Here is a 12136-nt window from a genome sequence, read left to right on the forward strand (position 1 = left end):
AGTCGACTTCTGAAATCTAATCCGGAAATATCTATTGAAACAAAAAACAGAACACGGGTGTTTATAAAGATATTCTAACGGCTTATTGTTTTATATGTTATGGCTTAAGCAAGTTTCATTTATTGTGTATTAATTGGAGAATTCTATTGAAAAGGCCGGACAGTAGTGAGTTGAATTAGTAATGAATTTACGATATTTATTTATTAGCCCACCGAAGGCGGGTTAGGATCATCCATCGTAAGCGGATGTCCCGCTATGTTCAGAAAAGAATGGGAAATTCCTCTAATTATTGTGCTTGTTTTCATCAATACAATATTATAAATTTTCCCTATGCCGGATATTAAAACAGCTTGGAATAAAATAGCACCGCTATATCATCGTAAATATCTAATCAGGACAAATACCGTTCATTATGGGCCGCTTTGTCCGGGCGAGGATAAGCTTGGGCTTCTTGGCAATATCGCCGGTAAGAAAGCTATTGATTTAGGTTGCGGCGCCGGTCAGAATGCCATAGCTCTTGCTAAGGAGCATGCAGATGCTGCCGCTGTTGATTTCTCGGCAAATCAGTTGACAGAAGCTATGGAATTAGCCCAGCGCGAAAATGTTTCGGTTGAATTTATCAATAGCAATATAATCGATATGCCCTGTATAAAAGATGATACTTTTAACGTTGCTATTTCTGCCTGCGCTATGGCTTTTGTCAATAATATATCAGCCGCTTTTTCAGAAGTCTTTCGCATACTTAAGCCCGGTGGTAAATTTATATTATCTGTTATGCATCCCGCGCAGTATATTCTTGATGGCGTTGAAGGTTCCATGTATTTTAACTCATCATATCCATTCAATCCCCGCCTTTTGAAGTGGAGCTGGGATTTGGATGGTAAAAAGATTAAATTTCAGCATTACCTTCGCTCGATAGCTGATTATCACAACAATCTTAACAAGGCAGGGTTTATGGTTAAAAAAATATTAGAACCAAAACCGACTTTGAAAACTCCGCACATTGCCTTTTCTAAAGAGATTATGAAAGAATATCCATACATTGCCAAACATCTGCCAATAACATTGATATTTTCCTCGGTTAAACCGGAATATCACAAAAAAAGAGGAAGCTTATGAATAAACAACCATTATTACGGTACTGGCGTGTGGTGCGACGGCTTACAATAAGACTTTTAGAAGAATTCCCGCCTGATTCGTTTGATTTTAGACCGGCTCCGGAGATTATGACAGTGTCGCAATTATTTAAACATATACTGCAAGTTGAAATTTATATCAGGGATGGCTTTCTTGCCGGCAAATGGGAAATCCCCGAAGAACCCAGCAGTAATATTTTCGAAAAGGAGATGTTGAAAGACAAGCTGGCTATTGAAAGTAAAAGAACGCTGCAGCTTCTTTCAGAGGTGCCGGAGGGTAGATTTATGAAAATTATAAAAACGCCCTATGGCAATCTATCAGGAGAGATACTTCTTCAGGTGGCAGTGGATGAGGAAATCCATCACCGAGGAAATCTATATACATATTTGCGGTGTCTTGGAAAAACGCCGCCTCAAATGATACAGCATTATGATGAAATATTAATGGAGGACAACGATGTTTGAAAAACTCAGCAAGACAATAGACGGCTTTAAACAAAAAGTGATAGATATCCAGAAACTGATGGTTTCGATACCGGCTCTGGCTCCCGAAAATGACGGCGATGGGGAAACTAAAAAAGCGGAAGCTTTGATGGAATACCTTAAAAAAGAGGGGTTTCCCGAACCGAAAAATTATCCCGCGCCTGACAACAGGGTTTCAGCCGGCGAGAGGCCAAATATTGTATACCGCATAAAAGGCGAGGATTCTTCCCGCTGTATCTGGATTATGAGCCATCTTGATGTCGTTCCCGCCGGCGAGCTTTCGCTTTGGGATTCCGACCCATTCGAGCTTAAGGTTGACGGCGATAAGCTCATCGGACGCGGAGTCGAGGACAACCATCAGGGAGCAGTCGCTTCATATATTGCGGTTAAGGCGCTAATTGATACCGGTATCACTCCTAAATATGATGTTGCCATACTTTTTGTTGCCGATGAGGAGGTTGGCTCTAAGTATGGTATTGATTATATTCTGAAAAATCATGACCTTTTTGGCAAAGATGATTTGATTTTAGTTCCCGATTCCGGCGAACCTACCGGCGCGGCTATCGAAGTGGCGGAAAAGTCAATAGTCTGGATTAAAATTGAGACCCGAGGCAAACAATGCCATGCCTCGCGCCCGGATTTGGGTATAAACGCTTTTAAAGCTGCCTCTAATCTAGCTGCTAAAATCGATGAATTATATAAAGAATTCGATGCCAAGGACGAGCTTTTCGAGCCGGCTATATCAACATTCGAGCCGACAAAGAAAGAAGCTAATGTGTCTAATGTCAACACTATTCCCGGCGATGATGTTTTCTGGATTGACTGTCGGGTTCTGCCGAAATATCCCCTTAGCGATGTTGAGGCGAAAATACGTGAATGGGCAGATGAAATAGAGAAAAAGTTTGGCGTCAGTATGACTATTTCGCATGCGCAGAGAGCTGAAGCCGCACCGCCGACATCAGTTGATGCTCCGGTTGTAAAAGCATTGTCGAAAGCGATTAGGAAAATCTATAATGTTGAACCAAAACCGATTGGCATAGGCGGCGGCACTGTGGCGGCTTTGATACGCGAAAAAGGGCATCCGGTTGTAGTCTGGGCAAAAATCCATGAAATGGCGCATCAACCGAATGAATATGCCTATATTTCGAATACTTTGGGCGATGCTAAAGTGTTTGCGCATGTGTTTATGGATAAATAAGCATATAAGCAAAATCTTATTTACATTTTATAAGTTAGTGTAGCTAAGGTGGTTATAAGAATATTGACAAATATGCCCTGTTAAGGGGGCATATTTGTATTTGTTATTGTAAAATGTTATAACACTAGGAGTTGCCATTTATGCTGTGTCGGTTTACAGCGGAGCATGAACTGACACATTTTACCTGACAAGAATATCGGCAAGTTATCCTATTTCACTACGACCTGCCTGCCAAATATTTATTAACAGGCTTTCGTTTCACAAAAGTATTCTCAAGGAGGACAAATTGTTCAAAATTGCTGTAATCATCGTATTTGTTTTGCTGGCAAAATCAGTAGCTTTTACTCAAGTGGATTTTATGTCATTCAAACCAATCTGTAATGAAATAACCCTGTATCAGAATTTCTTTGATGATGGCGATAATGCCGGCCAGACTCTGCAAATACTCTCAATTAATTCATTGAGACTTTTCACCGATTTTAATATCGAGTTCGTTGCGGATTTCAATCGTGAAAAAACTCCCGGTAAAAACAATGATTATTATATGGAAATCGGGATAGTTAAACCGGTTTGGAAAAAAATATCAGTGAATTGCCAGCGCATATATGGAACATTTATCGACAAGCCTGTAAATCAAATCGGCTGTAGATATAGCTTTTAATATCTCGGCAATTTGCAGCGGTGTATACTTCCATCCTAAACCAGACAGCCCAAGACAGGTCTTATAGCTCAGACGAACCGTATGTCTGCAACAACACGTTTTTATGCGCCAACAAATATATTGTCATACAATGAATACTGCATTATAATAGAATTAATATGTGATTAATGAAAAACATGGCTATCTATAATATAACCAAGAAGGTAACTAATTATGCAAAATCCTCTTTCCTGGGAAGAATATTTCATGACTTTGGCAATAGTGGCCTCATTAAAATCTAAAGACCCCAGTACGCAGGTCGGAGCGGTGATAGTTGACAATAAAAACAAAAAGGTAATCAGCTCAGGCTATAATGGTTTTCCTCGATACTTAGATGACGATAAAATTCCGCAAACAAGGCCGGAAAAGTACATGTATGTCGTCCATGCCGAACTCAATGCCATTCTTCATGCGCAAAGAGATTTAAACAACTGCACCCTGTATGCTACGGTGTTTCCCTGTTCGGAATGTATGAAAGCTGTAATTCAGACAGGAATAAAGACCGTGATATATTTAAACGAACTTGCCGGCAAGGATTGGGAACTTCACAAGAAAGCTACTCTGAAAATGGCAGAGTTAACCGGTGTAGTAGTCCGTAAATTTGAGGGTCAAAACGAGATTATGGATTATTTGCAATCGAAAGTGAATATTCGGGGGAAGAAATAAAAACTTTGAAATAATATCTAAGTATATCCATCATAAGCCTTTGGCGGTAAAGCTATACGCATGAAATATCGAGTCAAAGCCGGGTTTCAAGAAAGAGGAATTTTTATACCAAAATATATTTTCCCTTACAGTTTTCCTTTACTCTCCTCTATAAACTGCACTACCTCATCAACTGCAGGTATGCCTTGACGGCCGCCTATGCGCTGGCATTTCAAGGCGGCGGCGGCGGAACTGAATTCAATTACCTCCGGCAAATCCCAATTTTTCCCAAGGCCATAGATAAATGCGCCATGGAAAACATCGCCGGCTCCGGTTGTATCAACAACTTCAGTCTTGAAAGCATCCTGATGAAAAAACTTGCCCTCGGCGGCGCAAATGACGCCATCAGCGCCCAGAGTAATGACTACTGTTTTAAATCCCAGTTTTTGCAGTTTTATGGCAGCTTTACCGGGTTCATCCTCGTGGGTAAAATTTTCGGCGAAGTTTTTAGAAACTACCATGTAATCAACTAATGGCAGCAGTTCTTGGATATTTTCACGGGGCGAGCCGGCATCTAAAATAACCTCGGCGCCATTTTGTTTGGCGATTTTTGCGGCGGCAATGCAGGCTTTGTTTTCCCGGCCATCGATGAGGAGATATCGGCAGGATTTGATGATGTCCTGATTAAGTTCTGCCTCCGTTAAATCCGCTATTTCAGTACGGTCTAAGACTACTGTACGCTGGCCGGTGTGAGAATCGACCCAGATGAAAGCTCGCGGCGTGCGGCTATAGGTATCGAAAATCATGGCCTGAATATCGACATCGAAACGTTTTAGCTCGGAAGCGACAATTCTTCCTTCGGGATCGTTGCCGCATTTGCCAATAAACGATGATTTCTCGCCAAAATGGCTTATTGCACATAAAGCAGATGGTACTGGTCCGCCTCCAGTGCGGGAAAATTGAAGAGCATCACGTTTCTCATCCGGTCCGGGATATTTTTCTATTAAACAGATATAATCAAGGGCGCATAACCCAACGCCGACTGCGAAAACATCTTTATTTGATGAATGCGACTTGTCCGTTTGTTCCATCTTTTAGCTTCCGTATAAATTCCTTGTTTTTCGAGGTTCTAACCTCAACTGTAAATGTTACTTCTTTATCATAAGATGTATCTTTTAAAACTGCCTTAAATGAGGAGATAATATTATGCACTAATGATACGAATTCAAAAGACGTTGTAAACATGACTGTTTCGGTATGATATTTTTTTACAATTCCGCTTTTTTTTAATGCATCCGAAGCCGTCTTGCTGTAAGCTTTTATCAATCCGCCTGTTCCTAATTTAACACCGCCAAAATACCGAGTAACAATCACTATTACATTCGAAAGATTGTGCGACTCTATAGCTTTAAAGATTGGCAGCCCGGCAGTGTGGCTTGGCTCTCCAGCATCAGAATATCTAAATCGTCTTTTTCTTCCACTGTCTACTATCCAGGCATAACAGTTATGAGTGGCATCATGGTATGTCTTGGCAATCTCATCGAGAATCTGCTGAGTCTCTCCGATATCGCTAACTTTCCGAACAGTGGCAATGAATCTACTGCCCTTAACTTTCAGTTCGGCTTGAGAGGCTTCCTTAATTTCAAAAAACAAATCTTTATTATTAGTATTATACATAGCCCCTATCCCTTTTCCTGATTTTAATAGTATACAATAGCATTAGAGAATTTAATGGCCAACTTGTTATTCTAATACTCAATAGTATTAAATTATCTTCTAAAACTTTTTTTGTCAAACTAAAATCTGTAATTCCTGTTATCTTTGCAAGGCAATCGGAGAATACCGGAAATTTTATCGCAACAATATTTTGTTAAGCGCTATATTTCAGTATTTCGTCTATTTCGCCTAAATCCTTTATTTTTATTATCATGTTTTCCAACAATGTTTCGCTATCATGGATATCATCAGGGTCGAATACAAAGACTGATTTTCCCTGATCTAAAGCCGCTCGGGCAGTATACAATTCTCCTTTTTTATTGTCTCCTATCTGCGCCATTATTACAACATCAGCAAGCGCAGCGATTATTCGATTGCGTGAAACCAATCGGCCGGCAACAGCATCAGCGTGAACATTAAATTCAGAGATTACGACGCCCGACTCGGTAATCAATTGCGCCAAGGAAATATTTTCCTCGGGATAAATATTGAGATGGCCGCAGCCGAGAACGGCAATAGTCTTACCGTTATTTTTAAGACAGCCAAGATGCGCCGCGGAATCGATTCCAGCGGCTAAACCGGAAACAACCGTTATGCCGCGTTTGGAAAATTCGCGTGCGAAATCAACTGCCGCCTTTATGCCGGCATTATCCGGTGATGTCGTACCAACAATGGCCGCCCCGCCACTTGAAAGCAATTGCAAGTCGCCCCTGACATACAATAACAGCGGCGGATCGGCTATTTTCCGGAGTGATTCAGGGTAAGCATCATCAAAATAGCTAATAACATCTATATTTATTGTGCTCAAATGGTTAACAATTTCACGGGCTTCAGCCAATGATTCTTGCGAATCTGTAATTTTTTGCGCCCGCTCAAGGTTGATGCCGACCATCGATGAGATATCTTCAGGATCACGCTCAAACAGATTTGCCGGCTCTCCATAGGTTATCATTAGTTGTTGGAACAATTTCGGGCCGACATGGCCATATTCTTTCAAAGCCAGGCAGACAATGGCAACGTCATCAATATTTATCATTTAAAAAAGCTCCCAATCACCAAATTTAAGACATTGAAACAAAAACGTTCAGATTAACGTTTTCATCCTTTGAAAATAACATGATAAGTTATGCTATTAAATATTGTTAATCAATTAAAAAATGGTTCGTTTCTATGGATAGCTTATCAGAACTAAATTCTAACCTATCAGTTTGATGGCGTCATGTTTACATACCTAATGCAAAATCCGGGATAAAAAACCGTATTCTCAAACAATTCTGCTTGACTTTTAAGAGGCAACACTAAACTATGTTAGTTATGAAATCCGAACAGATTAATGCTAATAAAACTAACAAACAATATGATGTTATGACGCCTACCGCTTATGTTTTCGGAGCGGTAATATTTATACTTGGAGTTGTTGGCGTTTACATGATGGTGGCAAAGCCGCATGTCAACCCGCTTCTTACTATATTTTTCTATTCTATCCCCTCCAACTGCGCAATTGCAGTGTTTCCGCACGAACCTGTTTTAATCTGGTATGGCAAGACGGTTAATCTCTGGGAATTGACAATCGCTGCTACATTGGGTACCATATTAGCCGGCTATATCGATTACAAGTTCTTTTCACCGCTTCTGAATACCCAGTTCACAGCTTCCAAGTATAAAACCAAATCATTTTACAGAAAAGCTTATAAATGGTTTTACAAGGTGCCTTTTATTGCTCTTGTCGTTGCCGGCTTTTCGCCGATACCTTTTTTCCCATTCAAGTTTATGGTTTATTCCTCTAAATATCCTTACTGGCGCTACCTTACAGCAATAGCCATCAGCCGGTTCCCCCGCTATTACCTTCTGGCTTTAGCAGGTTTTGCTTTTAAGATTCCCGACTGGATAATTTTTGGGTCTTTCTTTGTAATGCTGGGGATAGTATATTATAAAAAAGTAATCGGCTGGATTTTAAAGCCGTTTGAAATAGCATTAAAGTTTATAAAAGGCGAACGAATTATAGTTCAAAAAAATAATGTATCAGGAGATAATATGGAAAAAACTATATCAACCCCTCTGGCAATCAGGATTGCTTTACATACGGCGAAAAACATGCTGCTTAAAAGGCCGATTTGCGTTGCTCTGGAAGTAACCCATAACTGTACAGCCAACTGCAAACATTGCGATAAGGGTCCTCATGTTGAAGATAATGCTGTTGGCCCGGCTGATTATAAACGTATATGTGAGGAATTATCGCCAAGCCTGATTCAGATAGCCGGCGGAGAACCATTGAAAAGAGAAGAACTTCCCGATATTGTCAAAGCATTATATAAACCAAACAAGACGCCGTTTTTAGTGCTAATCACAAATGCATCGCTTCTGACAAAGGAAAAATATCTCGAGTTGAGAGAGGCGGGCATAAGGCAATTTTCCATATCATTGGATTTTCCGGATGAGCGTCATGATGATTTCCGCCGCATCCCCGGACTGTTCGACCATCTAAATGAGCTGATACCCGAGTTGTTGTCTTTTGGCAATGGCGATGTTGTAGTCAATACCTGCATTACCCGCGCTAATTATCCCTATTTGCTTGATATTGCAAAAAAAACAGGCGAATGGGGCGCCAAATTAAATTTCTCATCCTATACCAACCTGCGGACTAATAACAACGAATTTAACCTTCGCTACCCTGAAGATACCGAGAAGCTGAATAAAATCATCGCAAAGATGTATTCCGGCAATGGTGAATACGACAATGTGATGACCTCTGAAAAAGTAATTCGACGCTATAATCAATTTTATGAGAAATGCTATATGCCTAATTGCGGCGCCGGTTATAGATTTTTAATAGTTAATCCCGATGGCAGATTAACTCCCTGCGCCATGTTTATCGAGGAACGCTATGATAGCCGTCAGGAGCTTATTGAAAAATTCGTCAAGAAGTCCGATTGCGGCGGTTGTTATATCTCAATGAGAGCTAATACTGAAAAATCAGCTTGGGAATTATTAACAGATAATCTGAATTTCTTCAAGCTTTCACAGAAAAGCGCTAAGAAATATAAAAACGAAGAGAAGGTTCTTGAGAAATTAGAGGTTGGTTAGCAGAATATAAAGAAGAACTTTCCCTGCGATATTGCTAAGGTTCAATATAAGAACAAGCTATTTTTTAAACACGCCTGCCAGGTCTTTCTGTAAATATGAACTTACAGTTGACAATAGTTCCTGTAAAATCATACTATATTATAGAAATGATTATTGAAAGATTTAAAAATACAGCAATTATTAGATGCTTAAAAACAAGCTCGTATAATAGGTACTTGTTTGTTTTGAGCATTGTTGGTTTTATTGCTATTCTTTTGAGTACCGCCAAGTATGGTGTTGTAATCTCACATGATTCGGTGAGCTATATAGCCGCCGCCAAAAGCCTTGTTTCGGGAAATGGTTTTATCTGCTATAACGGCAGTCCCTATGTAAATTGGCCGCCGTTATTTCCAATTTCATTAGCTGTTTTTTCGATTTTTGGAGCAGAACCACTTGACATCAGCAGATGGCTTAATGCCTTTATATTTGCCGCCCTGATATTGGCATCCGGCAAATTGTTCAAACAATTTATTAAAAATGAAACGATAGCTTTACTTGCCGCTGCCTCAATTCTTATCTCTATTCCTCTTTTCCAAATTTATAGAACGGCATTATCAGAATCGTTATTTATTTTATTAGCGGTATTTTTCGTATGTGTAATATCTAATTACTTGGCAAATGCTAAAACATCAACCCTTCTTCTGGTTTCATCAATAGCGGCTCTATGTTGTTTACAGCGATACATAGGGATTACTATTGTTATTACCGGAGTTATTTTAATATTTATCGGTTTACGGAAAATGAGTTGGTTGATCAGATTAAAACATGCGGCGATTTTCTGCTTAATCTCGTTGACGCCACTATTTTTATGGATTATAAGAAATTATACTATCACATCAACGTTCGCAGGGAAAAGGGTTCCGTCAGAATTTACCATAGGTCTAAATTTAGCGTATGCTATCGATTCGCTAACTAGCTGGTTTCTGACGCCTCAGATTCCGAGTTATATCAGAACAATAATCGCGGCAGTATTTCTATTAATAGCAGCCACACTTTTTATTATGGCACGGTTTCAAAATAGAAATCTTGTATCATTAGGATTGATTAAATCATATCCGGCAACGGTTTTTATCATAATTTATTTTACAGCGCTTATAATTTCATCAACGTGTTTTGCCTATGACCCGATAGGACATAGATTGCTGCTTCCTGTTTATGTTTTTATAATTCTTTATATCTTTCTGGGAATCGAATTATTAATAAATATTATAAAAAGTTCGGCGTTTAAATATAAGTCGTTGCTTCATAATTGTATTATCGCAGTATGTACAGCATCTCTTCTCTGCTCTCTTACAATATTAGCGTTTAAGATAAATGTATGGATTCATAGAGATGCGGCAGGCTACGGTTCAGATGTTTGGCAAGAATCATGTTTAATGAATACGCTGGATATGCTGCCGGTTAAAAACTGTAAAATTTACAGCAACGCTCCCATGGAAATATTTATTTATAAAAATCGTTATGCGAATATGAGTCCGCGTATAGATAAGGATATAGCAGAATTCAAAGACAATATGTCATCAACAGAGGCTAACTACCTTGTCTGGTTTACGAATAATAAACCGTATTATTTATATCAATTAGACGAGCTTGCTGAATATTTTCAGCTTGAAAAGATAGTGGAAGTAGAAGACGGCGCGATATATTACCTAAAGAAATACTAAAAAACGATTATAATTCTGTTCATTTTTTCGTCTTTAATAATCGCGATTAAAGCATCTGAATATAATTTCCTTATTCAATCCCATATACTTGATTCGGACAGAGATACTCCGGAAATTTATCAATCAGTTTTTTTCGTATCAGATAGCATAAATGGCAATGGCTAACATAAGTATCGCCATCGGGAAGACCATACACCTTAGCTAATTCAGCCGGGCCTCCCTTTAAAAGCGGACCGATAATAGGGTGCTTGCGGGGACGATAACCCGACATAATATGACTTAAGGGATTTTCCCAGATATTTCCAATGGACAACCCCTGACAGACAAATACATTGCCGAAAGGGTCTATATGTACTCGCTTCGGATTAGCTAAATCCTCAAACGGGCATTCCGTGAAGCAATCAAACTTAAGGCGGGGCAAACCCTCGGTAAGTTTATCCACTGCGCGGCCTTTAAATACGACATCTCCGCCAACTATGGGTTCGCCTTTTTTTATATCCCTTTCCGAAAGAACCACCGGCTTTTCGATACAAATTGAACCTGCCGGCAAGCCAAGTTTTTTGGCCGCTTTTACCGCATTTTTCGCGGGGCTGTTTTCCGGATCGCTGCTGTGAAAAATATCATCTGATACGGATAGGTCGTCAAGCCCGATTTCAATAATCGGCTCAAGCCACAGCATGGCGTCTCTTTCTGAGGTCGCCCAATAGCTGTTTGTTACTATCATCTTCTTGAGATTAAGCTTGTCAGCAATTCGGAGAGTTTCCAACATGAGCGGATAATACAGAAACGGCTCGCCGCCCTCGACACAGATTGACTCAATGCCGGCTTCAATTCCCTGCACTATTGCTTTCTCGATTTGGTCGATAGTAAAAGTTCCCTCTAAGTGGGGACCGCAATATAAAAAGCAGTGATCGCACTCATAAAGGCATTGATAGGTCAGTAGAAAATGTATGCTTTTTAACATAACAATTAAAAGATAGGACTATTATGTACAGCTTGCAAGGATTTATTTCGGCAGAGGTATATCATTTGGATTTATTAAAATCGTCAAGACGCGCTGGTTATCAAGAGCTGATACATATTGAAATAGCGCTTGATAACCAGAGATTAATTTCAGCTTTATTTTCACTACTGTCCGGCCTTTTCAATAGAATTCTCCAATTAATACACAATAGATGAAACTTGCTTAAGCCATAACATATAAAACAATAAGCCGCTATAATATCTTTATAAACACCTGTGTTTTGTATTTTGCTTCATAGATATTTCCGGATTAGACTTCAGAAGTCGACTTTGATTCGATGATTATCCATTTATGTCATTCTCCCGCCGCTGCGGGGAGAATCCAGAAAACCGTTAGTTAACTCAATGGTGGATAGTAAAAATACCGTGCCCCCGTGTCCGCAGACAGGCGGGTGCCGGCAGGCAGGAGGTATCGGCATGACCAATCTCTGGATTCCCAATCAAGTTG

General features: G+C 39.8%; 11 protein-coding genes. 7 read left to right on the top strand and 4 right to left on the bottom strand.

The genetic code is table 11. From position 1 onward, the window contains the following. The first annotated feature begins 330 nt into the window (after positions 1-330). From J7K40_14170 to J7K40_14190, 5 genes are all read left to right on the top strand, one after another. Positions 331-1119 (top strand): methyltransferase domain-containing protein, encoded by a 789-nt coding sequence (locus tag J7K40_14170; GenBank protein ID MCD6163542.1) that lies wholly within the window; start codon positions 331-333, stop codon positions 1117-1119. Next, on the top strand, positions 1116-1601 hold the full coding sequence (locus J7K40_14175) for a DinB family protein (protein ID MCD6163543.1): 486 nt from the start codon (positions 1116-1118) through the stop codon (positions 1599-1601). The genes J7K40_14170 and J7K40_14175 overlap by 4 nt, the downstream gene beginning before the upstream one ends. Then, the gene (locus J7K40_14180) at positions 1594-2817 is read left to right on the top strand and encodes a M20 family metallo-hydrolase (protein MCD6163544.1); all 1224 of its coding nucleotides are present in this window, start codon (positions 1594-1596) and stop codon (positions 2815-2817) included. The genes J7K40_14175 and J7K40_14180 overlap by 8 nt, the downstream gene beginning before the upstream one ends. A gap of 286 nt (positions 2818-3103) precedes the next feature. Beyond that, positions 3104-3478, top strand: coding sequence for a hypothetical protein (locus J7K40_14185; GenBank protein MCD6163545.1), 375 nt, complete (start codon positions 3104-3106; stop codon positions 3476-3478). A 213-nt stretch (positions 3479-3691) separates the two neighbouring features. Then, positions 3692-4183 (top strand): dCMP deaminase family protein, encoded by a 492-nt coding sequence (locus tag J7K40_14190; protein ID MCD6163546.1) that lies wholly within the window; start codon positions 3692-3694, stop codon positions 4181-4183. A 125-nt stretch (positions 4184-4308) separates the two neighbouring features. Here the strand turns inward: J7K40_14190 and J7K40_14195 are convergent, their stop codons facing one another. The 3 genes from J7K40_14195 to J7K40_14205 all read right to left on the bottom strand — a co-directional run bounded on the left by J7K40_14195 (position 4309) and on the right by J7K40_14205 (position 6914). Next, on the bottom strand, positions 4309-5253 hold the full coding sequence (locus tag J7K40_14195; protein MCD6163547.1) for a hypothetical protein: 945 nt from the start codon (positions 5251-5253) through the stop codon (positions 4309-4311). Further along, complete coding sequence (locus J7K40_14200; GenBank protein ID MCD6163548.1) at positions 5219-5839, bottom strand: YigZ family protein; 621 nt, start codon at positions 5837-5839, stop codon at positions 5219-5221. Before J7K40_14200 ends, J7K40_14195 begins: the two co-directional genes overlap by 35 nt. Positions 5840-6032: 193 nt before the next feature. Further along, entirely contained in the window at positions 6033-6914 is an 882-nt protein-coding gene (locus J7K40_14205) for a DNA-protecting protein DprA (GenBank protein ID MCD6163549.1), read from the bottom strand. A gap of 278 nt (positions 6915-7192) precedes the next feature. On the opposite strand from J7K40_14205, the gene J7K40_14210 reads away from it, so the two are divergent. Both J7K40_14210 and J7K40_14215 read left to right on the top strand, forming a co-directional pair. Continuing rightward, entirely contained in the window at positions 7193-8962 is a 1770-nt protein-coding gene (locus J7K40_14210; protein ID MCD6163550.1) for a radical SAM protein, read from the top strand. Between the two features lie 146 nt (positions 8963-9108). Continuing rightward, a complete protein-coding gene (locus J7K40_14215; GenBank protein ID MCD6163551.1) occupies positions 9109-10665 on the top strand; it encodes a hypothetical protein in 1557 nt (518 codons plus the stop codon). A gap of 70 nt (positions 10666-10735) precedes the next feature. On the opposite strand, the gene J7K40_14220 is transcribed toward J7K40_14215, so the two are convergent. Further along, positions 10736-11629, bottom strand: coding sequence for a radical SAM protein (locus J7K40_14220; protein ID MCD6163552.1), 894 nt, complete (start codon positions 11627-11629; stop codon positions 10736-10738). Positions 11630-12136 lie beyond the last annotated feature (507 nt).

Source organism: Candidatus Zixiibacteriota bacterium (assembly GCA_021159005.1).
GTDB lineage: Bacteria > Zixibacteria > MSB-5A5 > UBA10806 > 4484-95 > JAGGSN01.

Coding starts and splice junctions, on each gene's coding strand:
- J7K40_14220 (MCD6163552.1), bottom strand. CDS start 11,629: ATGTTAAAAAGCATACATTTTCTACTGACCTATCAATGCCTTTATGAG.
- J7K40_14175 (MCD6163543.1), top strand. CDS start 1,116: ATGAATAAACAACCATTATTACGGTACTGGCGTGTGGTGCGACGGCTT.
- J7K40_14180 (MCD6163544.1), top strand. CDS start 1,594: ATGTTTGAAAAACTCAGCAAGACAATAGACGGCTTTAAACAAAAAGTG.
- J7K40_14190 (MCD6163546.1), top strand. CDS start 3,692: ATGCAAAATCCTCTTTCCTGGGAAGAATATTTCATGACTTTGGCAATA.
- J7K40_14200 (MCD6163548.1), bottom strand. CDS start 5,839: ATGTATAATACTAATAATAAAGATTTGTTTTTTGAAATTAAGGAAGCC.
- J7K40_14170 (MCD6163542.1), top strand. CDS start 331: ATGCCGGATATTAAAACAGCTTGGAATAAAATAGCACCGCTATATCAT.
- J7K40_14205 (MCD6163549.1), bottom strand. CDS start 6,914: ATGATAAATATTGATGACGTTGCCATTGTCTGCCTGGCTTTGAAAGAA.
- J7K40_14210 (MCD6163550.1), top strand. CDS start 7,193: ATGAAATCCGAACAGATTAATGCTAATAAAACTAACAAACAATATGAT.
- J7K40_14195 (MCD6163547.1), bottom strand. CDS start 5,253: ATGGAACAAACGGACAAGTCGCATTCATCAAATAAAGATGTTTTCGCA.
- J7K40_14215 (MCD6163551.1), top strand. CDS start 9,109: ATGATTATTGAAAGATTTAAAAATACAGCAATTATTAGATGCTTAAAA.